This is a genomic window from Selenomonas ruminantium subsp. ruminantium ATCC 12561, assembly GCF_000424065.1.
Classification (GTDB): Bacteria; Bacillota; Negativicutes; order Selenomonadales; family Selenomonadaceae; genus Selenomonas_A; species Selenomonas_A ruminantium.
In genome coordinates this window covers 1-24,739 of the sequence record NZ_AUJE01000034.1, presented here as the reverse complement: position 1 = coordinate 24,739, position 24,739 = coordinate 1, and the positions used below count along the sequence as shown (strand labels likewise).

The 24,739-nt window shown below is 50.8% G+C and carries 23 protein-coding genes; 21 read left to right on the top strand and 2 right to left on the bottom strand.

The window, feature by feature from the left end; all coding sequences use genetic code 11:
• Window positions 1–63 precede the first annotated feature (63 nt).
• From G598_RS0112050 to G598_RS0112025, 6 genes are all read left to right on the top strand, one after another.
• Entirely contained in the window at window positions 64–1,572 is a 1,509-nt protein-coding gene (locus G598_RS0112050; protein ID WP_026767175.1) for a sugar ABC transporter ATP-binding protein, read from the top strand.
• A complete protein-coding gene (locus G598_RS0112045; protein ID WP_026767174.1) occupies window positions 1,572–2,645 on the top strand; it encodes an ABC transporter permease in 1,074 nt (357 codons plus the stop codon). Before G598_RS0112050 ends, G598_RS0112045 begins: the two co-directional genes overlap by 1 nt.
• Window positions 2,642–3,676, top strand: coding sequence for a galactofuranose ABC transporter, permease protein YjfF (gene yjfF, locus G598_RS0112040; protein ID WP_026767173.1), 1,035 nt, complete (start codon window positions 2,642–2,644; stop codon window positions 3,674–3,676). The genes G598_RS0112045 and yjfF overlap by 4 nt, the downstream gene beginning before the upstream one ends.
• A gap of 139 nt (window positions 3,677–3,815) precedes the next feature.
• Window positions 3,816–4,601 (top strand): anti-sigma factor antagonist, encoded by a 786-nt coding sequence (locus G598_RS17885; protein WP_037364190.1) that lies wholly within the window; start codon window positions 3,816–3,818, stop codon window positions 4,599–4,601.
• Window positions 4,564–4,758, top strand: a complete 195-nt coding sequence (locus G598_RS0112030) for a hypothetical protein (RefSeq protein ID WP_026767172.1) — start codon at window positions 4,564–4,566, stop codon at window positions 4,756–4,758. Before G598_RS17885 ends, G598_RS0112030 begins: the two co-directional genes overlap by 38 nt.
• Window positions 4,759–4,859: 101 nt before the next feature.
• The gene (locus tag G598_RS0112025) at window positions 4,860–5,456 is read left to right on the top strand and encodes an endolysin-like domain-containing protein (RefSeq protein ID WP_026767171.1); all 597 of its coding nucleotides are present in this window, start codon (window positions 4,860–4,862) and stop codon (window positions 5,454–5,456) included.
• A 3-nt stretch (window positions 5,457–5,459) separates the two neighbouring features.
• Here the strand turns inward: G598_RS0112025 and G598_RS0112020 are convergent, their stop codons facing one another.
• Window positions 5,460–6,170 (bottom strand): phosphatase, encoded by a 711-nt coding sequence (locus G598_RS0112020; protein ID WP_026767170.1) that lies wholly within the window; start codon window positions 6,168–6,170, stop codon window positions 5,460–5,462.
• A gap of 127 nt (window positions 6,171–6,297) precedes the next feature.
• On the opposite strand from G598_RS0112020, the gene folE reads away from it, so the two are divergent.
• The 7 genes from folE to G598_RS0111985 all read left to right on the top strand — a co-directional run bounded on the left by folE (window position 6,298) and on the right by G598_RS0111985 (window position 11,853).
• A complete protein-coding gene (gene folE / locus G598_RS0112015) occupies window positions 6,298–6,864 on the top strand; it encodes a GTP cyclohydrolase I FolE (RefSeq protein ID WP_026767169.1) in 567 nt (188 codons plus the stop codon).
• Complete coding sequence (folP, locus tag G598_RS0112010; RefSeq protein ID WP_037364187.1) at window positions 6,864–7,721, top strand: dihydropteroate synthase; 858 nt, start codon at window positions 6,864–6,866, stop codon at window positions 7,719–7,721. Before folE ends, folP begins: the two co-directional genes overlap by 1 nt.
• Window positions 7,714–8,076 carry a dihydroneopterin aldolase gene (folB, locus tag G598_RS0112005; RefSeq protein ID WP_026767167.1) on the top strand — a complete coding sequence of 121 codons (363 nt, stop codon included), beginning with the start codon at window positions 7,714–7,716 and terminating at the stop codon, window positions 8,074–8,076. The genes folP and folB overlap by 8 nt, the downstream gene beginning before the upstream one ends.
• A 1-nt stretch (window position 8,077) precedes the next feature.
• Window positions 8,078–9,076, top strand: coding sequence for a 2-amino-4-hydroxy-6-hydroxymethyldihydropteridine diphosphokinase (gene folK, locus G598_RS0112000; RefSeq protein ID WP_026767166.1), 999 nt, complete (start codon window positions 8,078–8,080; stop codon window positions 9,074–9,076).
• A 51-nt stretch (window positions 9,077–9,127) separates the two neighbouring features.
• The gene (locus tag G598_RS0111995; RefSeq protein ID WP_026767165.1) at window positions 9,128–9,802 is read left to right on the top strand and encodes a uracil-DNA glycosylase; all 675 of its coding nucleotides are present in this window, start codon (window positions 9,128–9,130) and stop codon (window positions 9,800–9,802) included.
• Window positions 9,803–9,898: 96 nt separating this feature from the next.
• Window positions 9,899–10,942, top strand: coding sequence for a LacI family DNA-binding transcriptional regulator (locus G598_RS0111990; protein ID WP_037364184.1), 1,044 nt, complete (start codon window positions 9,899–9,901; stop codon window positions 10,940–10,942).
• Between the two features lie 80 nt (window positions 10,943–11,022).
• Window positions 11,023–11,853: a polysaccharide biosynthesis/export family protein gene (locus G598_RS0111985; protein ID WP_071837980.1), complete on the top strand. Its 831-nt coding sequence runs from the start codon at window positions 11,023–11,025 to the stop codon at window positions 11,851–11,853.
• Between the two features lie 19 nt (window positions 11,854–11,872).
• Here the strand turns inward: G598_RS0111985 and G598_RS0111980 are convergent, their stop codons facing one another.
• Entirely contained in the window at window positions 11,873–12,451 is a 579-nt protein-coding gene (locus tag G598_RS0111980) for a sigma-70 family RNA polymerase sigma factor (protein WP_157833336.1), read from the bottom strand.
• 143 nt (window positions 12,452–12,594) lie between these two features.
• On the opposite strand from G598_RS0111980, the gene G598_RS0111975 reads away from it, so the two are divergent.
• The 8 genes from G598_RS0111975 to G598_RS0111940 all read left to right on the top strand — a co-directional run bounded on the left by G598_RS0111975 (window position 12,595) and on the right by G598_RS0111940 (window position 24,549).
• Window positions 12,595–13,365, top strand: a complete 771-nt coding sequence (locus tag G598_RS0111975; RefSeq protein ID WP_026767161.1) for a MurR/RpiR family transcriptional regulator — start codon at window positions 12,595–12,597, stop codon at window positions 13,363–13,365.
• Window positions 13,366–13,514: 149 nt separating this feature from the next.
• Window positions 13,515–15,632, top strand: coding sequence for an alpha-glucoside-specific PTS transporter subunit IIBC (locus G598_RS0111970; protein WP_026767160.1), 2,118 nt, complete (start codon window positions 13,515–13,517; stop codon window positions 15,630–15,632).
• 80 nt (window positions 15,633–15,712) lie between these two features.
• Complete coding sequence (locus G598_RS0111965; protein WP_026767159.1) at window positions 15,713–17,407, top strand: glycoside hydrolase family 13 protein; 1,695 nt, start codon at window positions 15,713–15,715, stop codon at window positions 17,405–17,407.
• Entirely contained in the window at window positions 17,404–18,177 is a 774-nt protein-coding gene (locus tag G598_RS0111960) for an HAD-IIB family hydrolase (RefSeq protein WP_026767158.1), read from the top strand. The genes G598_RS0111965 and G598_RS0111960 overlap by 4 nt, the downstream gene beginning before the upstream one ends.
• A gap of 92 nt (window positions 18,178–18,269) precedes the next feature.
• Window positions 18,270–19,790: an S-layer homology domain-containing protein gene (locus G598_RS0111955; RefSeq protein WP_026767157.1), complete on the top strand. Its 1,521-nt coding sequence runs from the start codon at window positions 18,270–18,272 to the stop codon at window positions 19,788–19,790.
• A gap of 27 nt (window positions 19,791–19,817) precedes the next feature.
• Window positions 19,818–22,946 carry a pullulanase X25 domain-containing protein gene (locus G598_RS0111950; RefSeq protein WP_026767156.1) on the top strand — a complete coding sequence of 1,043 codons (3,129 nt, stop codon included), beginning with the start codon at window positions 19,818–19,820 and terminating at the stop codon, window positions 22,944–22,946.
• Window positions 22,947–23,085: 139 nt separating this feature from the next.
• The gene (locus G598_RS0111945) at window positions 23,086–23,805 is read left to right on the top strand and encodes a hypothetical protein (RefSeq protein ID WP_026767155.1); all 720 of its coding nucleotides are present in this window, start codon (window positions 23,086–23,088) and stop codon (window positions 23,803–23,805) included.
• An 18-nt stretch (window positions 23,806–23,823) separates the two neighbouring features.
• The gene (locus G598_RS0111940; RefSeq protein WP_026767154.1) at window positions 23,824–24,549 is read left to right on the top strand and encodes a hypothetical protein; all 726 of its coding nucleotides are present in this window, start codon (window positions 23,824–23,826) and stop codon (window positions 24,547–24,549) included.
• The last annotated feature ends 190 nt before the right edge of the window (window positions 24,550–24,739 follow it).

The window sequence follows — 24,739 nt, the reverse complement described above, 5'->3', positions numbered from 1 at the left end:
ACAGCGTATGTGTGCGGACACGGCTTTATTTATACCTATATTAGCGCATAAGGAGTGACATCTATGGCACAGGCACTACTGGAAATGCGGCATATCACCAAGGAATTCCCTGGTGTGCGGGCACTATCCAATGTGGACTTTACCTTGCATGCAGGCGAAATTCATTCCCTGATGGGTGAAAATGGCGCCGGCAAATCCACTTTGGTCAAGGTGCTGACCGGCGTATATCCCAGAGATGGTGGAACGGTTTTCTTAAATGGCAAGGCCATCAATCCGAAGACCCCGAAAGATGCACAGGATTGCGGCATTTCGACCGTTTATCAGGAAGTAAACCTCTGCTCGAATCTGACGGTGGCGGAAAACATTTTTATCGGCCGTGAACCGCGTAAATTTGGCATGATTGATTGGAAGACCATTAATCAGCGGGCGGCAGAGCTGCTGGCTAAGTTGGATGTACATATTGATGTAACCAAGACTTTGGACAACTATTCCGTGGCTTTGCAGCAGATGATTGCCATTGCTCGCGCTGTGGATGTGGATGCCAAGATTCTGATTTTGGACGAGCCGACATCTTCCCTGAATGAAGAAGAAACTGCCCATCTGTTCAAGATTATGCGGCAGCTGCAAAAGCAGGGCTTAGGTATTATCTTTATCTCTCATTTCCTCGACCAAATCTATGAGATCTGCGACCATATCACGGTACTGCGTAACGGCGAGCTGGTAGGTGCTTATGAAACGGCAAAACTGCCCCGTTTGGAACTCATCGCTAAGATGGTCGGCAAAGACCTCAACGAAGTCAAGGATATGGATAATTTTGCCGAAAAGAGCGTACCGAGCGACGAAGTATTCTTAGATGCCAAGGGCATTGGCGCGGTGGGCAAGCTCAATGAAGTAGATGTGCAGATTCACAAGGGTGAGGTTATCGGTTTTGCCGGGCTCTTAGGCTCTGGGCGCACGGAAACTGCAGAACTGCTGTTCGGCATCAACGAAATCAACAAGGGCTCGCTTTCTATCAATGGCAAGAAGCTGCATCTTAAGAATCCCATGAATGCCATGGAGCAGAAAATCGGGTTCTGCCCCGAAGACCGCAAGTTGTCCGGTATTATTGGCGACTTGTCGGTGCGGGAAAATATCATTCTGGCTATGCAGGCCAAAGACGGAATCCTGCGCCATATTCCCTATGAGGAACAGGTCAAGATTGCCGATGACTGTATCAAGCTTTTACGCATCAAGGTTTCGAGCCGCGAACAGCTCGTGAAGAACCTTTCAGGCGGCAATCAGCAGAAGGTCATTATCGCTCGCTGGCTGGCTACGCAGCCTGATTTGCTCATTCTCGATGAGCCGACCCGCGGCATTGACGTAGGCACGAAGACGGAGATTCAGAAGATGGCCATTTCGCTGGCCAAGAAAAAGGGCATGGCGGTGGTGTTCATTTCTTCGGAAATGGACGAAATGGTGCGTACCTGTACGAAACTCGTCGTTATGCGTGACAGGCGCAAAGTGGCAGAACTTACTGGTTCGGATATCAGTTCGGATGGCGTGATGAAGGCCATTGCAGGAGGTGCAGCCTGATGGAAATGCTGAAAAAATTCAGTGGCAGTTCCCTTTTCCTGCCCGTGGTGGCACTTACGGTACTGCTCATATTCAATACCCTGTTTGTCGATGGATTTTTGACGATACAGATGACTGAGGATGGTCATTTATATGGTCGTTTGGTCGATATTTTGAATCGTTCCTGCTCGCTGATTATTTTGGCGCTGGGCATGACCTTCGTTATTGCGACCAGCGGTATTGATATTTCCGTTGGTGCGGTGGTAGCGATTTCGGCAGCTGTGGTCTGCACCTTGATTGGCGGCCGTGGCGACGGTGTAGCGGAAATGCCCATGACGGTCGCTATGTTGGCGGCTGTAGGCGTCGGCGTGCTCTGCGGTATGTGGAATGGCCTGCTCGTTGCGAAGTTCAAGATTCAGGCCGTTGTGGCAACGCTGATTCTGATGACGGCTGGCCGTGGTGTGGCACAGCTCATGACGGAAGGGCAGATTATCACCGTATATTATAAACCCTTTGAGTACATTGCCGGCTTCTTGCCCAATATGCCCCTGCCGACCAATATTTTCATTGCCTTGGCGATGGTGCTTTTGGTAGCTGTTCTGATGAAGAAAACCAGTATCGGTCTGTTTGTGCAGTCCGTAGGCATTAATCCCACGGCGGCAAGATATGCGGGTATCAATGTTACCATGGTTATCTTTCTGGTATATGCTTTCTCCGGTCTTTGCGCCGGTGTATCGGGCCTGATTGAAAGCTCCCTGATTCGGGCGGCTGATGCCAATAATGCGGGCCTGAATATGGAAATGGATGCGATTCTCGCGGTAGCTTTGGGCGGTACGCTGCTTTCCGGCGGCAAGTTCTATGTGGGCGGCTCCGTAATCGGTGCCATCACCATTCAGACCCTGACCACGACCATGTATGCGCTGGGCGTTTCGGCTGACCAGCTGCCGGTGGTCAAGGCGGCTGCGGTTATCATCATCTGCCTGATTCAGTCCAAGAAGGCACAGGAAATGTTTGATAAGTGGAAGGCTTCCCGCCATTCCCAACAAAAAAACGATAACAAAGCAGTATTCGGAAAGGCGGTGAAGCAATTATGAGCAGCAAACTCAATCAGATGATTGCTTCCAAGTATTTCTCCTTTTTTGTAACCTTGGCGCTCTTTGTGATTCTCTATGGAGCAGGCATGGCCATTTACAAGGGCTTTATGCGGCCGCAGGTTTTTTTGAACCTCTTTATCGATAATGCGGCGCTCATCATCGTTACGATTGGTATTACGTTTACGCTGATTATCGCGGGTATTGACCTTTCCGTGGGTGCAGTGCTGGCACTGGTCTGCATGGTGCTGGCCTGGCTGCTCGCCAATACGGGGATTCCTCTTGGCTTGGCCGTGCTGTTGGTACTCGTTATGGGCACGGTGTTCGGTGCGGTACAGGGCTATATCATCACGAAATTTGACTTGCAGCCCTTTATCATCACGCTGGCAGGCATGTTCTTCTGCCGCGGCCTCACGGCGGTTATCTCGCAGGATACGATTCAGATTGTCAATCCCGATTGGGTGGCACTGGCTAGCTACCGCATTGATTTGGGTGTGGGGTTTGTGTCCATTGGTGCAGTGGTGGCACTCATCATGATTGCCATTGCGGCTTTGGTGCTGGGCTTTACGAAATTTGGCCGGGCGGTATTTGCCATCGGTGGCAGCGAATCGTCGGCAGCGCTTATGGGTTTGCCGGTATTCCGCACGAAGGTTATGGTTTACGCTATTTCTGGTTTCTGTGCATCTATGGGCGGCCTTGCCTACAGTCTGATTATGCTGACGGGCTATAACCTGCATGGTCTGGGCATGGAAATGGATGCCATTGCGTCCTCGGTTATCGGCGGTACGCTGTTGACCGGCGGCGTAGGCTTTATCCCTGGTGCCCTTATCGGTGTGCTGATTCAGGGTGTAATCCTGACCTTTATCAGCTTCCAGGGAACCCTGTCGGCCTGGTGGACCAAGATTGTGGTCGGTGCACTGCTCTGCGTGTTTATCATCATGCAGGCTTTGATTACGGAACAGAAGAGCAAACTCTCGTCCAAGCGTTCCATGGAAACACCCAAGGAACCGCCGGCAGCTGCTGTGCAAAGCTGACAAATTATTTTATGAATAGCGAAAAACCGCTCAGGCACTTTGGTGCGGAGCGGTTTTTGCTATGCGGGCAGGGATTTTGTGCGGGACGGTAGAATTTTTTCTATAAGAGCTGCAGGCGTGTGGGCAAAGGAGGCTGCTTATGGAAAGTGTAAAGAAAAGCAGGATAGACAACAGCGTGTTGCTGATTCCCCTGGCAGGGGTGATAAATGCCGATAATGCATCGGCTGTGGCGCAGAAGATTGCCGAACAACGGGCAGCAGTGCGTGATTATACGGCACTGGTTTTTGATGCCAAAGATTTGACCTATATTTCCTCGGCGGGGTTGAGGATTATCATGCAGGTGATAAAGGAAGAAAAGCTGCGCAAACATGCGCCGGTTTCGCTGATAGAGGTTTCCAAGGATGTTTATGATATTTTGGATATGACCGGGTTCACGACTTTTGTTGATGTGCAAAAGGCTTTGCGGGAAATCAGTGTGGAGGGATGTCCGGTTATCGGTGCCGGTTTTTTTGGCAAGGTCTATCGGTTAAATCCCGAGACGGTGGTCAAGGTCTATGCCAATGAGGAAAGTATTCCTGTAATCAAACGTGAGCAGGCCCGCGCAAAGAAAGCGTTTATCAAGGGGATTCCTACGGCGATATCCTATGATATTGTACGGGTAGGCGATACCTATGGTTCGGTCTTTGAATTATTGCAGGCCAAAAGCTTTAACGATTGGATTCTCGAATATGAAGACTGTCCGGAAAAATTAGACGAACTTACCTGGCTGTATGTTTCCTGCCTGAAACAGGTTCATGATACGGAACTGGACATGGGTGATTTGCCCTTTGCCCGGGATGAGATGCTCGAAAAGGTCGCTGCGCTGCAGGTTTATTTGCCGCAGGCTTTTGGAACTTTATTTTGGCACGGAGGCAAAACTGCGTGAAATAGAGGAAAGAATCAAGGTGCCGGCCTATATCCGCTTTTTACATCTTTTGGTTACTACGGATTTGCAGAACAGCGAACTGGGCAAACTGCGCATAAAACATACGCAGGAGCATTTGCAGGAATTGTCCGCGAGCATAACTTCTTTGGAAATATAGTGGAATAGAACCGATATTTTATCTTTGGCAAATTGGAACACCGGCGTTATAATGATGTTGTTTATTAAAGACATTGTTTGGTGAAAAGGAGTTTGAAGTAAATGCGAAAAAAAATTGGCTGCCTGCTGACAGCCTTGTTTATGAGTCTGCTTGTGGGAAACAGCGCTTTTGCTGCGGTAAATCCCATGGAAAAAGCGGTGGTTTGGGCCCTGCAGATCGCGGCAGATAACCGGCATGGTTATTCCCAAGGGGCAGAAAATGCCACGGCCAATAATCCTTATACGGGGTCGCGGGAAGGCCCGGACTACGATTGTTCCTCCCTGGTCTACCATGCCCTTGAGCAGGCAGGCTTTCCCATAATTGCCGCCTGGCAGAAAAATCCGGATTATTACAAGCTGTACGACGGCAAGCAGCTCACCGGTGATGCGGATACCATTTGGCCGGATTTGCAGAAAATCGGCGGCTTTACGAAGTATTCCTGGGCCGAGGTAAAGGATAATCTGCAGCGCGGCGATATCCTCTGCCGTCCGGAAGCTCATGTCGCCATTTATATCGGTGATGGCAAAACCGTCGAAGCCCGTGGAGTAAACAACCCCAAAGGCGGCGAATACCACACTGGCGACCAGGGCGGGGAAATCGACTGCTATAGTGCCTATGGGCGGGGCTGGACGGAAGTTTACCGCTATACGGGCAAATAATATTTATTGGGCTATCCATTCTTTGAGCAGTTCAGGTCTGTTGTTTATCACCAGTTCCTCCGGGAACTGGTATTTTTTTATGAGTTCCTGCGCGCAGGCATGATTGCCAACATCCAAATCAATGTGGGCATCGCTGCCCATAATCACCATCGTGCCGTGTTTCTTGCAGGCGGCGAGCAGTTCTCCTGCCAGTTCGCGGGAACCCTGACGGCTGCCGCCGGGCATATAGGAGCTGTTGTTGCATTCGAGCAGCACATGGTTTTCCTTGGCGGCTTGGGCCAGCGCATCAAAATCTACAGGATATTTGGGATTGTCGGGATGGCCGATAATCTTTACTTTGGGATTTTTCATGGCGCCAATCAGGGCGGCGGTATTCTGTTCGCGAGTGCCAGGACGGATGCAGGGGTCATGCAGGCTGGCAATCGCATAATCCATACGGTCTAAAAATTCCTGACGCAAGTCCGTGGAGCCGGCAAAGTCAATGATATTGAGCTCTACGCCCATGATTAAGTCAATGCCGTAGGCATCGCGGCGAATGACCTTGAAATTGCAGAAGTAGAATTCATGAAAGGCACCGGGCATGGAGGGCGCGTGGTCGGAAATGCCGATAAGCTTTAGCCCCTTTTCCTTGGCGGCGGTAATCATTTCCCGCAGGGTGCTGTAAGCATGAACACTGGCAATGGTATGGGTATGAACATCAAGCAAGTCTGTCATAGAAAAAACCTCCAATAAACTATTCCTTATCATCATAGCGCAGCTGCGGATAAAATGCTACAGAAATCTAGCTTATAGAGGAGGTTTGTAGTATATTATAGGGAGAAAGTTGCGGGGAGGTTTTTTTTTGGCAAATGAGCGGGCGATAAAGGCTATGGCTGAATTTTTGGAGGCCGTAGGCGTGGACATTAAAGCACGAGGCATGGAAAAGACACCGGCACGAGTGGCGCAGATGTATGAGTTCCTCTTTAATGGTATAGATAAGGACACGGACAAAATCTGGGGCGAAACATTTGATGCCGGTTCGGATGGCATTGTGGCGGTGCGCCATGTGCCGTTTTATTCCATGTGCGAACATCATCTGGTGCCGTTTTTCGGGGAAGCCAGCATTGCATACTTGCCGGAGAAAGGACGGGTGGCAGGTTTCAGCAAGTTCTCGAAACTGGTGGAACAGCTTTCCCATCAGCCCCAGCTGCAGGAACGGCTCACCGCACAGATTGCGGCGGCCGTGCAGAAGGATTTGGGGGCCCGCGGCGTACTGGTCATCGTGGAGGCCCAGCAGCTCTGCATGACCATGCGGGGAGATTTGGCACATGGCACCCGCACGGTGACATCGGAATGTAATGGCGTATTTAAGGAAGATACCGCCCTTTATCAACAGGCATGGATGATTTTGGGAGGAGAAAAAGCATAATGGTACAACGGAAATACACATTTGCTGATGGCAAGAGCCTGACCTTGGGCGAAAAAACGCTGGTCATGGGCATACTCAATATCACACCGGATTCCTTTTCCGATGGCGGCCGGTTCAATACGCGGGACAAGGCGCTGCGTCATTTGGAGGAAATGGTGGCAGATGGCGCCGATATCATTGATGTGGGGGCTGAATCCAGCCGTCCGGGCTTTACGCCGATGCCGGCCAGTGAGGAAATGGAACGGCTCATGCCCTTGCTGGAAGAAATCCTCAAAAATTCACCAGTGCCAATATCGGTGGACACGTTTAAGGCGGAAACTGCGCGGGCGGCGGCTAACGCCGGGGCGCATATCCTCAACGATATCTGGGGCCTGCAGTATGCGGCTGAACCGGGGGCTATGGCCAAAGTGGCGGCGGAATGCGGCCTGCCCGTGATTGTGATGCACAATCAAAATGGCACGGAGTACAGCGGCGATATTATTGGTTCCATGCAGGACTTTTTCCGGGAATCCCTGCGCATTGGCCGGGCTGTCGGCATGCAGGCGGAACAGTTTATCTTTGACCCCGGAATTGGCTTTGGCAAGACTGCTGAGCAGAATGTGGAGGTTTTGCGGCGGCAGGAAGAACTACTGAAGGTGGCGGGAAAAGAATATCCACTACTGCTGGCCGCCAGCCGCAAGAGCTTTATCGGCAAGACGTTGAATCTGCCTGTGGAGGAACGCATGGAGGCCACGGGGGCAGCCTGCGTAGTTGGCATTATGAAGGGCGCGTCCATCGTGCGGGTGCATGATGTGAAGCCTATTGTGCGGATGTGCCGGATGACCGATGTTATTCTAAGGAGTGAGGAAAATGGATAAGATTAAACTGACGGGCTTAAATTTCTATGGTTATCATGGCTGCCTGCCTAGTGAGCGGCAGATGGGACAGGAATTTATCGTGGATATTTCCATGTATCTGGATTTGAAGGAAGCGGGCAAATCCGATAAGCTGGCGGCTACGGTGAACTATGCAGAGGTTTATGATGTGGCCAAGAAAATCGTGGAAGGCGAACCGCGCAAGCTTATTGAAGTGGTCGGCGAAGAAATCGCGCAGACTATTTTGAAAGATTTCCGCCTGGTGGAAAAGGTGCGGGTTACGGTACATAAGCCCCATGCACCGCTGCCGGGAAGATTTACGGATGCTGCCATCAGCGTAGTGCGTTCGCGGAGCTGATATGAAAATCTATTTGAGTTTGGGGGCAAATTTAGGCAATCGCGGGGAAACATTGCGGGAGGCCCTGCGGCAAATTGCCTGTTTGCCCCAGACAGCCTTAAAAGCGGTAGCGCCATTCTATGAGACTGCCCCTTGGGGCAATCTGGAGCAGCCTGCATTTATCAATACGGTGGCGATGGTGGAAACAGAACTGTCGCCGCTGAACTTTTTGCATAAGACCCAACAGATTGAACTGGACTTAGGACGGGTGCGCCATGAACATTGGGGTGCGCGCACCATTGATATTGACTTGCTTTGGGCAGAGAATTTTGCTTCGGATACGGAGGATTTAAAACTGCCCCATCCCTATGTGACGGAGAGGGTTTTTGTGCTCAGGCCTTTGCGGGATATTGCGCCGGATTTAGTGTTGCAGGGGCGTAAGATTGCGGATTGGTGCCGGGAAGAATCAATTCAGCAGCAGGAAATCCACCCTGCCGCAGAACTTTGTGAGCCATATCCCTTGTCGATGATTGCCTGTGTGGATGACCAGATGGGCATTGGGCGGCAGGGCAAATTGCTCGTACATCATGCGGAGGATATGCGGCATTTTCGGCAGAAAACTCTCGGACAGGTCGTGATTATGGGGCGGAAAACGCTCGAATCATTGCCGGGAGGAAAGCCTTTGCCGGGGCGGATAAATATTGTGTTATCCCGGAGCCTTGTGCGGGACGATGTATTGGTATGCCGCAATCTGGCTGAACTTTGGACGATGTTGGGGAAGCTGCGCATGGATGAACCGGACAGGAAGTTTATCTGCATGGGGGGCGGGGAGATTTACGCGCTGCTGCTGCCTTATGCGAAGGAGATTTGGCTGACGGAAGTTGCGGGGGAGCTTGCGGCGGATACATTCTTTCCGGCTCACGAAGGTTTTTTCGAGGCGGCAAGGGAGGCTCGGAGTGGGCTTTCATTTGTCAGGCTCTTACGGGCAGGGGCTGACTATTTTTGTCCCGTCGCTAAATGACCTGCATGGGCGGAACCACTTTAGTATCGAATTCGAGGAGTTGGTAATTTCATGGAGATTTTTCATAATGACTGGGCTGACCTTTTGCGGGACGAAATGGCCAAGCCTTACTATCGGGAACTGCGGCAGTTTTTGATTAGCGAATACCGCACCCGTCAGATTTTTCCGGATATGTATTCGATTTTTAATGCCCTGCATTATACGAGTTATGCCGATACGAAGGTGGTCATATTAGGGCAGGACCCTTATCATGGGGACGGACAGGCGCATGGGCTGTCGTTTTCGGTACAGCCGGGTGTGGAGCCGCCACCGTCGCTTATCAATATCTTTAAAGAACTTTCCACGGATTTAGGCTGTACGGTGCCGAATAATGGCTGTTTGAAGCCCTGGGCGGAGCAGGGCGTATTGCTGCTAAACACCGTGCTTACCGTGCGGGCCCATCAGGCGGCATCGCATCAGGGAAAGGGCTGGGAAACGTTTACAGACAAGATTATCTCGCTGCTGAATGAACGCGAAAAGCCGATGGCGTTCATCCTCTGGGGCTCTCCTGCACGACGTAAGAAGGTTATGATTACCAATCCGCAGCACTTTATCGTGGAATCACCGCATCCGAGTCCGCTGTCGGCCTTCCGCGGGTTCTTTGGCAGCCGTCCTTTTTCCCAGGTCAATGCATTTTTAGAGCGTACGGGACAGGAGCCGATTAACTGGCAGCTGCCGAATCTATAAAATGTGGAATTAGTTCCACATTTTTCTTGCTTTTTTTTGTAAAATCTCCTAATATAGTAATTGTAAACGTAACGAAAACAGAAATTGGAGATATATATGGAACAACAAAAAGTAACCATCAAAGATGTGGCAGATTTGGCGGGGGTTTCGAAAAGCACGGTTTCCCGCTATTTGAACAATGGCTATATCAGTGCAGAAAAGCAGGCCAAGGTGCGCAAGGCGATTGAGCAAACGGGGTTTCAGTCGAATTTTTTTGCCAAGCGCTTGAAGACCCGGGAAAGCAAGCTGATTGGCATTGTGCTCCCGCGTATGGACTCGGTGACTGTGGGCAAGCTGCTTTCCGGGATTACCCGTGTACTGGAGCCGGAAGGGTATCAGAGCATCTTGCTGGTGAGTCAGCTTTCCAGCAAAAAAGAATTGGAAAGCATGCAAAAACTGCAGCAGCAGGGTGTCGATGCTATTTTAGTTGATTCTGTCGGACTTACTGCTGAACATGTACGTCGTGCGCAGGAATGGGCGTTGCCAATTCTTTACACAGGGCAGAAAAACGCATCGGTTCACTGCCTGAAGATCGATGATGCGGCAGCCGGTCACCGTATGGGGGTGTATTTGCAGCAGATGGGGCATAAGCACGCTGTGTTTGCCGGGGTAACGGAAAGCGATGAAGCGGTAGGCATCGAGCGCAAGGAAGGTTTTGTCGCAGGCTTTTGCGAGGGACGTACCGATGCGAAGGTGGATTTTGTAGAAACGGGTTTTGATTTTTTGTCTGCTTACAATCGGGCAGAAGAAATTCGTAAATTAGCACCCAGTGTGGTTGTAGGGGCTACAGATAATATCAGTTTGGGTATACTTCGCTATTTCCATGAGCGCGGGGTTAAAGTTCCCGGGGATATATCGGTAGCAGGCTTTGGTGGTTACGATGTCGGCGCTGTCGTTTATCCGGCACTGACTACTGTAGCTTTTGATTATGAACTTATGGGCATGAAGGCTGCCAGTTATCTGCTTAATATCCTGCGCGGTGGAGAAGAGGGAGAGACGAATCTAGATATGCCGCTGCTTTTTGTTGAGCGGGAAAGTGTGCAGAATCTCATGGAAAAAACTTTGCCTGTAAATTCAACCTCTTTGCCGTCAATAATATGAATGCTGGTTGACGGTCATAAGTGTTAAGCGTTATAATCAAATGGAATAGAAATGAAATCGACTTTTGAGGGAGTGTCATAATGGCAAGAAAAGATTTGTTTTGCAGTTGCCTGCTGGCAGCAGTGCTCTGTCTGACCGGCAGCTCCGTGCAGGCTGCGTCCGAGGCTGGCGCAGTGATGAGTGAGACTGCTGGTTATAAGTCCGTGGAAGTTAAAAATACGGACAATGTTGTGCCCGCGTCGGAAAATTATGTGGAAAACGAGGATGTTTTTACGGTTGCTGGCTTAAAGACTGGTCAGTTGACGGGGGATTATCGTCTGGCAAAATACGATGTCATCGTACTGAGCGTATTGGGCTTTCCTAATGGTTTGGGCTATACGACGGGTTCTTCTGCCAATGAAAAAGGCGAAGCGGATTCGGTACAGATTGGCCCGGATGGTAAGGCCTCGCTTCCTTATGTCGGCAGTGTGAAACTGGCTGGCTTGACCTTGGATGAGGCAACGGAGCTTATCCGTGAGAAATTGAGCCGTTATGTGAAAATCCCTGAGATGTATCTGTCTGTTAAATCCTATGGGCCACGTAAAGTCTATGTCATGGGGGAAGTAAAAAATCCTGGTATTCAGAACATGAATATCGATAATTTGAATGCCTATGCGGCATTGGCTTCTGCCGGTGGTATTACCAAGTATGGCCGCAGCACGAGAGTGCAGGTTATCCGTGTTGTTGATGGCACGATGTACTATCGTCAGCTGAATATCAAGAACTTTATTCGCCGTCATGATTTGACGCAGAATGTCTTTGTGCAGGATGGGGATATCGTCTATGTGCCGAAGACCAATGCAATTTTCTGGCAGGAAGATATTTTGCCGTATTTCCAGGCTTGGACTTATTACAAGGCTGTAACGGATTAAGGTAAATAAAAAAACTCGCTTAGGCGAGTTTTTTTATTTTGGCGATTAACTTTTGCTTTCGCTTGCTTACGGCCTGTGTGCTGATATTTAGCAGGCGGGCGGCAGTTTTTTGCGGCAGTTCACGTACGTAGATAAGGTACAGCAGTTCTTTTTCTGTTGGGGTTAATCCGGTTAAGATTGTCTGGATTTTGTCATGTGCCAATAATTGGCGTTCTGGGGTGGGGGTATGATTTTCCAGCGTATCGAAGAAGGAACTGCTGTCCGTATCGTCAGGCGAAGTGGGATGGGCTGTGTGGCTGCTGTAACTGCAGGCGTTCTTGAATGCCTTGTATATGGCGCCGTGCAGGCGGCTTTGCAGAAAGGCGGCAAAGTGTATGCCGACTTTTGTTTCAAAGGAATGAATGGCTTCCATGAAGGCTAATTGCAAAATGCCCTGCATATCATCATCCAGAATTTTTCCGGTAGGCGTGTGGGCATAGCGATGGCGCATATTTTTGAGTAGTCCGGCATAGGCGTCCAGCAATTTTTCGCAGGCTGCGGTACTGCCCTGTTGGGCAAGGGCAATGAGTTCATTTTCTTCGGTCAGGCTGTACATCATGCAATCCTCCCATATTTTTGTTGGTTTTAGTGTAGTATTCAGGGGCATTTTTGACGAAGAAGGATTTAGCGGGATTTCGTCATAAATATTTGGCGCAATGCTTGTAATTTTGCTATACTTAGGGCAGATATGGGGGGATTTGTATGCGATTGGAAGAAATCATTAATCAGCATCGGCAAAACTTGAACGATACCGATATGGTCATCTATAAATACATAGTGAAGCATCGGGCAGAAGCACGTCATATCTCCATTCACGAACTGGCAAAAAATTGTGCCGTGTCGTCAACAACCATTGTGCGCTTTGCCCAAAAACTGGGCTTTGACGGTTTTGGAGATTTGAAGGCAGTACTCAAGATGGAAGATGAAACGCATGTCTATTATAAAGAAGACGTGTTGGAGGACTTGCAGAATTTCTATGCCCAGACCGCGAGCAAGGTCTTTAAGCGGAATTTTGACAGTGCCAGCCGCTTGATTCACGAAGCCAACAGGGTGTTTATCTTTGCTTCCGGCTATGTGCAGAGCAATGTGGCGCAGGAGTTAAAGCGCCTGTTCTTTTACGATAATGTGCTGATTTATGAAATCAGCGGGCGGGAGGAGTTTATGTCTATTGCCCGCAGCCTTACTGCAGATGATCTCTTTATCTTTGTTTCGCTGTCCGGGGAGACCTCGTTGGTGGTGGATTTTGCCCGGCAGCTGCAATTGCTGGATGTACCCTTTATTTCTATTACGAAACTGCATGACAATACCTTAGCCAGTCTTTCTACGGTGAATCTCTACGTTTCGCCGGCACGTTTTCAGCTCTACGATGCCGATGATGAGCATACGGCCTTTCAGTCGATGATGCCCTATTTCATCCTGGTGGAAGTCTGGTATGTGAAGTACCGGATGTACCTGCAGCGCAAGGTGCAATAGGGGCTGGAACAAAGTACAGGAAATGGAACAAAATACAGGCAATGGCTGATGTGCCGAAAGCCCGCGAAACTATTGTGTTCGCGGGCTTTTTGCGCTATTCTCTAATTAGCGAAGCAATACTAAATCATAATGAATTAGGGGGCATTACAATGACAATCAGTAAAGACCGTTTGATGCAGGGTATGCAGCGGTTTGGCGGCGCGATGTATACGCCAGTCATCCTGTTTGCATTCTTTGGCTTGACGGTAGCATTATCCATCATCTGTAAGAATGAGGGCATATTGGGGAGTATAGCCGCTCAGGGAACAGTATGGTACGATTTTTGGTTTGTGGTGGAACAGGGAGCCTGGACGGTATTTGCCCAGATGCCCATTCTCTTTGCCATAGCCGTACCCATCGGTTTTGCGAAAAAGGAACCTGCCCGTTGTGCGATGGAAGGTTTCGTCATCTATATGCTGTTTAACTATTTCATTGCCGGGTTCCTGAGCTTGCATGGCGCATACTTCGGCGTGGATTACAGTCAGGCAGCAGGTGCAGGTACGGGGCTTGCCATGATTGCCAATATCAAGACGTTGGACATGGGCATGCTCGGCGCCATCTTCATCGCCTGCATGACGGCGTATCTGCACAATCGCTTTTATGATACGAATATTCCCGACTGGCTGGGGATTTTCAAAGGGCCTGCTTTTGTCGTGGCGGTAGGTTTTGCGGTGATGATTCCCATTGCATTTCTCTTTTGTATGGTATGGCCGGCTGTACAGCATGCCATTATGCAGTTCCAGGATTTCCTGAAGACCAGTGGGTTGGTCGGTGTTTGGGCGTATACGTTCTCGGAACGCATTCTGCTGCCGGCAGGGTTACATCACTTCATCTATCTGCCGTTTATCTTTGGTCCGGCTGTCTGCGATGGCGGCATTCAGGCCTACTGGCTGCAGCATCTGAATGATTTTGCCGTCAGCGGCAAGTCTTTGGCAGACCTTTTCCCGGAGGGCGGTTTTGCCCTGCATGGCAGTTCCAAGGTATTTGGCCTGCCGGGAGCAGCACTCGCCATCTATATGTGTGCTAAGCCGGAAAAACGGAAGAAGACGGCGGCACTCCTTATCCCGGCAACGCTTACGGCTGTTATTTGCGGCATTACGGAACCGTTGGAATTTACCTTCCTGTTTGTGGCACCGCTGCTTTATCTGGTGCATGCAATTCTTTCGGCTTGCCTGTCTTCGGCGCTTTATGCCATGGGCCTTGCCGGTAACTTTGGCGGCGGCTTGATTGATGCCTTTGTGCAGAACTGGATACCGCTGTTCCAGTATCATGCCGGAACGTATATCATGCAGATTGTAATCGGTTTGTGTTTTACCGCGATATACTTTGTGGTTTTCCGTACGTTGATTCTGAAATTTGATTATGCAACTCCCGGCCGTACGGCTGATGATGTGGAGGATAAATTGTTCTCCAAGGCTGAATATCAGGCCAAGAAGGAAATGGAAGAAATGGGCCTGGCCGATAATGCGCTGGCCATCAAGGCGAAGGTGTTCCTCGATTGCCTGGGCGGCCCGGACAACATCCGTGAAGTCACCAACTGTGCTACTCGTCTGCGGGTAACGGTTGCTGACCCGGATAAGGTTGCAGCCGTTGGCAAGTTTACCAAGGCCGGTGCTTTCGGTCTCGTGAAAAACGGCAAGGCCATTCAGGTTATTGTGGGTCTTTCTGTACCTCAGGTACGCAGCTATTTTGATGCCTTGCTGAAGGGTGAAAAGATTGACAGCACGGCAGCGCAGCCGGCAGCAAAAGAAACGGCTGCTTTGGACAACAGTCTGGCCATGAAATTAAGTGCCTGTGTATCCGGCAGACTGATGGATATGAGCGAAGTCAATGACGATATGTTTTCCCAGAAGATGATGGGCGATGGCATTGCCATTGAACCTGAGGGCGATACCGTATTTGCTCCTGCCGATGCAGAAGTCACCATGATTATGGAGGAAAGCCTGCATGCCATCGGTCTGCGCCTGCAGAATGGTGCAGAACTCCTTATCCATATCGGCATTGACACGGTGAAGTTAAATGGTCAGGGCTTTAAGGCTTTGGTCAAGGCTGGCGATACGGTAAAGGCCGGTACGCCGCTGATTCAGTTTGACCAGCAGGTGATTAAGGATGCCGGTTATCAGACTACGGTTATCATGGCAGTGACCAACAGCGCGGATTATCCGCAGATGCAGAAACATGAAGATGCGGAAGTCAAATGCAACGAAACACCGGTGTTGGTCTTTTGAGCAAAGCCTTCCCCTCAGGGGAAGGCGGCAGCCCAAACGGACGGATTAGGAAACGTTCTTAGATAAAGGATATAAGTAACATGAATAAGCTAAAATGGTGGCAGAAAGCAAATGTATATCAGGTTTACCCCAAGAGTTTTCTCGATACCACAGGTAGTGGCACGGGGGATATCAAAGGCATTACAGCCAAATTGGACTATCTGAAAACCTTGGGCGTCGGGGCAATATGGCTGACGCCGGTATACCCTTCGCCCATGGTAGACAATGGTTATGATATTGCCGATTTTACGGCCATTGACCCCTCGTATGGTACGATGGCCGATATGGAGGAGTTGATTGCCGAAGGTAAGAAGCGGAATATTCGCATGGTGATGGATTTGGTCTATAACCATTCTTCCGATAAGCATCCGTGGTTTATCGATTCGGCAAGCTCGCGGGACAGCGCACATGCAGACTGGTATATTTGGCGGGATGCAAAGCCGGATGGCTCAGCGCCCACGAACTGGCGTTCCATTTTTGGCGGCAGTGCCTGGACCTGGTGTGAAGCCCGTCAGCAGTATTATCTGCATACCTTTGCCGAAGCACAGCCGGATTTGAATTGGGAAAATCCTGCTGTGCGGCAGGCACTCTATGATGCGGCCAATTTTTGGCTGGACAAGGGCGTAGGCGGCTTCCGCATTGATGCCATTGTCTACATCAAGAAGCCGGAGCAGTTTGTGGATGGCGAGCCGGATAGTGATGACGGTATGGTCAATATCCATTCCATGATTGCGAGTACCCCAGGGATTTTGGACTTCCTCTATGAGTTCAGGGACAAGGTATTTAAGGGACACGATATTTTCACGGTAGCAGAAGCCAATGGCGTAAGTCCCGAGGATTTGGACAAATGGGTGGGCGAAAAGGGCGCGTTTGATATGCTCTTTGAATTTTCCCATATGAATCTGGAATTCCCGGATGGAGAACTTTGGAGCCATGCAACAGGGTACACACCCAAGATTATTCCTGAATTGAAAAAGGTTCTGTCAGCCAGTCAGAACGCTACGGCTGACAATGGCTGGTATCCTGCATTTTTTGAAAATCACGATCAGATGCGCTGCGTGGAACATTATTTTCCGGCAGATGCCGATAAAAAACTGGCGGCAAAGGCTATGGCTGCCGTGCTGATGACGCTGCGCGGAACCCCGTTTATTTATCAGGGGCAGGAACTAGGGCTGGGCAATACGGCATGGGAGAATATTGAGGCTTATAACGACATTTCTTCCCATGGGCAGTATGAACTGGCTTTAGCCGAAGGAAAAAGTCCGGCAGAGGCGATGACGATAGTCCATCGCTACAGCCGGGACAATGCCCGCACCCCCATGCAGTGGACAAGGGGGAAGAATGCCGGCTTCTCGGCCGGCGTCCCATGGCTGCCGGTGCATGAAGATTTCAGCCGGCAATGTGTGGAAAGCGAAGCATTGGAGGACGATTCCGTGCTGAGCTTCTATCGCCAGCTGGCCGCTCTGCGGCAAACCGGTGAAGCAGCAGGTGTATTGCAGCAGGGCGATTACAAAGAGCTATTGGCAGATGATCCTGCTGTTATGGCTTTCAGGCGTCACTTCGGCTGCCGGGAGGTCTATACCCTGGTGAATTTCACCGGGCAGGACGAGGCTTATGATTTGCCGGAACTGCAGGATGCCCGGCTGCTGCTGTCCAGCCTGCCGGATAGCAGGCAAGGGAAGCTGCGCCCCTATGAAGCAGTGATTTACATCAAGGAAACAGGTGAAGCTTTATGAAGATAGGCGCAAGCGATTATGATGGAACCTTGTTCCGTCAGCGAACCATTGCGGCCGAGGACGTGGAGGGCGTGAAGGCCTGGCGGGCGGCGGGCCATAAATTTGGCGTAGTCAGCGGCCGGGACTACGGCATGCTTAGCCCACAGCTGAAATACTATGGCATTGAGTCCGATTATGCCATCTGCAATAATGGCGGAATCATCCTTCGGGCCGATGGCACGCCCCTGTGGCAGGGCAACATTCCCTTGAAAGTGCTGACGGAAATCGTGCGGGAGCCTTCCGTGCGCCGTTCCTTCCACTTTGCCTTTTCCGCCGTGGACAAGACATATCTCTACCACGAGCGGGAAGGCTCCTGGATCATGCGGGAGGCGCTGGAGTGGGATTTTCCCATTGTGAAGATACAGGAGCAGGACATCATGAGCCTGCCCCGGATCCATCAGTTCTGCCTGGGCTATCACGAAGCCAGTGAGGCAGATGAGACCAGCGCCATCATCAATGAGAAGTATGGTGAATATGTGACGGCCTACCCCAATGGCTGCAGCGTGGATATCACCCCTGCCGGGGTCAGCAAGAGTCAGGGAATTAAGAAGCTGCTGGAGCTGATGGATTGGGAGGATGCCGAGGTCTATGCCATCGGTGATGAGAGCAATGACCTGCCCATGCTGGAAACCTTCGCCGGCTTCACGGTAGATACGGCCAGGGAAGTCATCAAAGAAAAGGCTAGGGCAGTGTATTCCTCCGTTGGCGGCATGCTGCTGGCGAATTTATGACAATTGCATAAAGGACTCCTTTATGGGAGGAGTCTGAATGAATATATTAATATATGAATATGTGTTGTAGTTGGAGAAAGGGAGCTTTGGGTATGAAAATGAACAGGAAAGTTGCCGCAATCTTAGCCGGGTTGACCGTGGGGGCTATGGGGCAGGTCTATGCTGCCAGTGCTGATAGTTTCACCGATGTCCCCAAGGATCATTGGAGCTATGAAGCCTTGGATTATCTGGCAAAGGAAGGCGTCATTGAAGGCATGGGCGACAGCACTTTCCAGGGCGGACGTACCATGACCCGCTATGAGGTGGCCTCCATCGTGGCCAAGGCCATGCAGAAGAAGGATACGAGCTTTGGTGATAAGGCTGTGCTGGACAAACTTTCCGCAGAATATTCCGGTGAACTTGATACGTTGAAACGGCGTGTGGATGCGCATGACAAGGATATCAAGGAATTGAAGGAAAAGACGGATCGCTTCCAGCTTCATGGCCTGGCCCGGGTGCAGATGGGCAACGACAATGGCCTGAAGAATGATGGCTATGGCGGCGATTATAATAATCGGTTCTATATGGATTTGGAAGGTTCCCTGAAAGTCAATCCTCATATGACGGCGCGCTTTACGATTGAGAAGAATGCACGTTTCCGTGATCGGGAATATCTGACCACACAGGTGGTCAAGACTCAGAATGGCCAGGCCTATACGATCAATAAGGGCGTTTCGGCACAGGACCGTGATAATGCCAACAATGATGCCAATCATAACGGCTCCATCTCCAACATCTGGGTAGAACTGGCTTTAGGCAAGAATCATGACTGGTATACCAACATCGGCCGCAAGTGGAATGGCATCGGTATGCAGAACTTGTTGCTGGGCGGTCAGATTGATGGTGTTGCCACCTATCATGCGATCCCTAAAGGACATGGATGGTGGTTCAGCGGCCAGTATTTCAAGCCGTCAGCGGATTGGAGCCAGACGGTGGAAACGGTGGCGCCGAATGCTGCTGGTGTCTTGCAGGTTACCGACACGAAGTATTATACCAACCGGGCACCGATTTCTGCCGCAATCGATTTCTGGGGTCCTTTGGGCAAATATGTGGATGCCAATGTGGCTTATGCCCGGGTTCTCCAGCACACTTTGGATGAAAACGATCTTAACAGTGGCTATTATTCCGGTGCCAAGAATTTCTATGGACTGGACCTAAAGGTAAAGCCCCTGAAGGATTTGGCCATCACCGGTTCGATTGTCCAATCCGATGCCGATGTCAATAAGCCCTATAATAACTGGGCGCAGAACGGCAAAGCCAACCGGGACCTGGCGGTCAAGATTGAATACCGGGGCGCGGATATCAACAAGGTGGGCAGCTATGGCCTTTATGCGAAATGGGTCAATCTCGGCTGCCTGGCGGATCTGGGACATGATGACGAGTGGGCGACCCGCGAACCAACCGGCATCAATGGCGTCAGAGGCTGGTACTATGGTTTCAAATGCGTTCCCTGGAAGAATGTGGAATGGGAAACCATGTATGCCCAGCTGACCGAAAATACCAACAACAGCTGGGCGGGAGCTTCCACCCATAACCGCCGCATACTGCGCAGTTGGCTGGACTTCCATTTCTGATTCCCTGATTTGAGAGGAGCTATATTGATGAGTCGCGAAAAATATTTACGTCAGGCCGTCAGCATGTCCTTGGCCTTCGGGCTTTTGGCCGCACCAGTGTGGATGCCGGCAGACCTTGCCGCCCCCGTGAGAAGCTTTTCTGTGGCGGAAGCCGCAGCCGTAGGTGCCGCGGATGTGGTGCTGGTGGGCACGGTGCAGAGCAAGCTCGGGGCTGGCACAGACTGGGCACCTGCTGATGGTGCTACAATCATGCAGCCTGTGGGCAATGGCAAGTATCAGCTTAAAGGCAAACTGCCCAAGGGTAATTATGAATTCAAGGTTGCCATCGGCGGCAGCTGGAATGAGAATTACGGTGCAGGCGGTGCCCGTGATGGCGGCAATATCAGCCTGAAACTTGCGGCGGAGAAAGAAGTCACCTTTACCTATGACAGCCTGAGCCATGAAACTACGGTCAGCTACGAGGGCATGGAGGCGGATCAGGCCGCAGCGAAAAAGGCAGAAGCGGCACAGGGGCGTGTGGTTGTGCTGGCCGGAACCGTGCAGTCCAAGGCCGGCGCCCAGAAGGATTGGGACCCGGGCGATATGGCCACCCGGATGAAGCCGCTGGGGCATGATACCTACAGTCTGTCCGTGGATCTGCCCGCCGGAACTTACTATTACAAGATTGCCGTGGGCGGCAGCTGGGCAGAGAATTATGGACTTGGCGGCAATTTTGACGGTGCCAATGTGCAGCTGACTTTGCCCAAGGCGCAGAAGGTTACGTTCTATTACAATGATAAAACGCATGCCATTGCCGACAGCACGAGTTACAAGCTGCTGGATGCTGCCAGCCTGCCCAAGCTCAGCGGCAGTTTCGGGGCGCTCAAGGACGACACCATGCAGGACTTGCAGCTGGCGGAGTTCTATCAGCAGACGGTGGAGCTGAAAGCTGGCAGCTACGAGGTCAAAGTGGCGCAGAAGGGCAAAAAGCCCTTGACGCAGACGGTGCATATCAAAAAAGATGGCGCGGTGACATTCTATTATGATAGCAAGGAAAACCGCTTGATCGCGGATGATGGGCGCATTTCGGAAAAGCTGGTGGAGCATGATAGCTGGAGCAAGGCTTACCGCGTGCCCTTTGAAGCTATCAAGGCAGGATCTCCGGTAACGCTGCGGCTGGCTGTGGGCAAGGATGAAGCCGCAAATGTCAAAGCCGTGCTTTACAAGGCAAAGATTACGGCTAATGGTGGCGATGAGTACAATCCAGACTATGCCGCCGGCACGAAAATGGAATATCCGCTGGCTTTGAAGGAAAGCCACGGCGGGCGGGATTATTGGGAAGTCACCATCCGTCCGCAGGAAAATGGCATCTATGGCTATAAGTTCGTGTTGGATGATACCAAGGAATACGGCGATGATGATAAGCCGGGCCATACGGGCGCCCTTAAACTGCGGGGGGCTAAGCCCTTCCAGCTGACGGTGTACAGTGCTGACTACCATACCCCGGACTGGGCCAAGGAAGCGGTGGCCTATCAGATTTTCCCAGACCGGTTCTTCAATGGGGATCCGTCCAATGATAATGCCCGGACCACGGCCCGGGGCAATCAGCCCGTGCAGCACCGTGACTGGACGGATCTGCCGGCCAATGCTAGCAAGTCTCCCGCAGCGGATGGGGACAAATGGGAATGCAATGATTTCTTTGGCGGCGATATTGCCGGCATCACCCAGAAGCTGGACTATCTGCAGAAGCTGGGCATTACGGCCATCTATGTGAATCCCCTGTCGGCCGCCTGCTCCAATCATCGCTATGATGCGGTGGATTACGGTCATATCGACCCCATGCTGGGCACGGAGAAGGAGTTGCAGACCCTGGCCGCAGAAATGCAGAAGCGGGGCATGCACCTCATCATGGACGGCGTGTTCAACCATGTGGGGGATGACTCCATCTACTTTGACCGCTATGGCAAGTACAAGACCGTGGGCGCCTATGAATACTGGTCCCGGATCTACGACCTGATGAATGATAAGCATATGAAGCTTGAGGCGGCTAAGGCTGAGGCAAAGAAACAGCTGGAAGCTGAAGGACAAGTATTCTCGCCCTGGCATTGGGAAAACTGGTTTGAAATCCGTAATGAAAAGACGAAGGATAGCATGGGGGCGAAGTATGCCTATCATGATTGGCAGGGCTTTGACAGCCTGACGCCATTCCGTGATGCGGATTATCCCGGCAGTGAAGCCGGGACACAGGTATCCGATTTGGGTGATTATCTGCTGCGGGGACGGAACGGGCAGAAGGGTGTCATCATGAAGTGGTTTGATGATGGCCTGTCCAGCTGGCGGCTGGATGTGGCCAAGGAAGTGCCGCCGGGCTTCTGGCAGAATGTCCGCAAATCGGTAAAGTCCATCCGCACCAAGTCCGGGGATGAGCCCATGCTGCTGGGCGAAATCTGGCAGGACGGCTCCCAGTTCCTGACTGGCGACCAGTTTGACTCTGTCATGAACTACAAACTGTCCTTTGCTGTCGGCGATCTTTTCCTGAATCAGGGCAAGGCAGAAGCCTGTGATGATGAACTGACGGTGCTGCGGCAGAACTATCCCAAGGAAGCTCTGTACAATCTGATGAATATCGTGGATTCCCATGATACGGTCCGCGCCATCTATAAGTTTGGCGGCGGCAAGGAAAATGTGGCGCAGGCTTCCCGGCAGGACTTTGACTACCGCTTAGGCAAGGCCCGGCTGAAACTGGCGGCCATGTTCCTGATGGGGTATCCCGGCATGCCCACCATTTATTATGGAGATGAAGCCGGTGTCTATGGCAGTGCAGATCCGGATTGTCGCCGCACTTACCCTTGGGGGCGGGAGGACAAGGACCTGGTGGAATTCTATCGGCAGGTTATTGCTGTGCGGCAGCAGCATAAGCAGCTTTTCGCTCATGGTGATGTAGAGACGCTGCTGGCAAAAGGTGATGTTTATGCTTTTGCCAGGACCAATGATAAAGGTGAAGCTGCGGTGATTGTTTTAAATCGTGGCAAAGACACGGACGTGGAACTGCCGGCATCCTTCGCCGCTGATGGGACTGTGCTTACAGACCAGCTTACAGGTCAGGCGGCAATGGTGTCCGAGGGGCGTATTAAGCTTCATTTGAACCCTAACCAGGGGTTAATGCTGGTAAAATAAATAATCCCTTTATATCCCCTTACTGAGGCTATGTTTATTCATAGTCTCAGTTTTTTCTATATTTTGCAGGAAATTTCTGTATTCGGGGCGTATAACTACAATGAAAAGTGTCACTTTGCACAGGGAAGGAGTGTCTGTTATGGCGAAATATATCTTTTTGGTACTGCTGGTTGTTGCCGTAGCAGGAGCTGGAGGTTATTATGCTGCAATTCAATATGATCAGACAAGGGCTATCGTTCAGGCAGAACAGGATAAGAAGGACGCAGCTAAACAGGCAGAATTAAAGGCTAAAGAGGAGAAGGAGGCCAAGGCCAAAGAGAAAGCCCGTCGTAAGCAGGAATTGCTCGACAAGCGTACAGGAAGGGCAGAGGAACCGGATCAGGTTATCCGCGGCCTGACAGCAGATATGCTGGTGAGCAAGGAAATGGATGGAGCTACTTATTACCGTTATGAAGATCCCATAGAAGATGGTATCTTCTTACAACCATATCTTGTCCGGGATGCTGGAGGAACGGCAGTAATTCATGTAATTTTGCGGCATCGTGGCAGGCAGCCGATGAATTTTAAAGGAGTGGGCTTGCAGGTCACGGAAGAAGATATTTATTTCGTAAGAGCTAGCGGCAATGTCGTAACGTCTAATACCAATAGCGGGATTATGGAATGGTGTGATCAGGTGGCGGACCCGGAGACTTTGAAGGGAATGCGGGAAGTTGGCGATCAGTTGGCAGGAAAAATTTTAATGATAGGTGTAAAGGGAGGCTCTAATGATGACCGCATGTTGTCGGCTACGGAGGCTACACGTATAAAGAATATGATAGAGCTTTGTGATATTTTCAATGGCAAAAAACAGCAGAAATGATGAGGATGGGGTGATTGTATGGAAGCAGGATTATTTCCCCCGATGGTAGCGCATATTGTGCTGATATTGGTGGGGGTTATCAGTTTTGTTGCCTTAGTGGGAATCTCTTATAATTATTCAGTTCATATCAGTAATCGGGAAAAAATAGCTAAGATAGAGGATTTGGAACGGGAGTTCAAATCCATGCAGCGAGAGATAAAGGGCATAAAGGAGCAGCTGGTTAAATATCAGTTCAAGGAAGCTGTTCCTGTGGATAAGGGCGTACCCAAATCGGCTTTTAATGTGGCTTCGGCTAGTGCAGATGAAGGAGCATTAAAACAGGAGGTTTGGCAGAGGTTTGTGGACGATTATAATAATTTGGCCAACAGCATGGAAGTGCCTAAGGCCGCGAAGGCTTGTGAGGATTTCGTGCGCAATAACCGCTTGCATTTGCTGATTTGTGTGGAAACCTCCGATACAGAGACCGGTGGAGGAAGTCCGTTGTATGCACCCGTGGATGAAGTGGAACTTAGTAATTTTTGGGCTTGGCAAGTTCCAGGAAAAGAGGAAACTTTTGTCGTGGTACCGAATCCTTTGGTGGAGTATAATGCGGAATTGCATAACCGTAAGGGAATGAAGGAAACTTTTGCCTCTAATTATGAAAAAGGCAGTTTCAAACAGATTCAGGTTAAACTCCCCGCACGTTTTACCCAGCGGCTGGGCGCGTGGAAGATTGTGCAGCCGGGGGTTATCAAGGTGCAATGATTTAGCTTTAGTGCGTGGAACAGCGAAGCGTAAAGATGCCCGTGGGGCTGGTGATATTTTTCTTCTCTATAGACAGACTTGTCAAAAGCTGCGAGAAACATTACCAGTCCCGCGGGCTTATTGCGTAGATTAAATTGCAGTTTGTCGGCAAGTTCGTGATAAAGGTATCCAGGTCATACGTTGTCAGGGG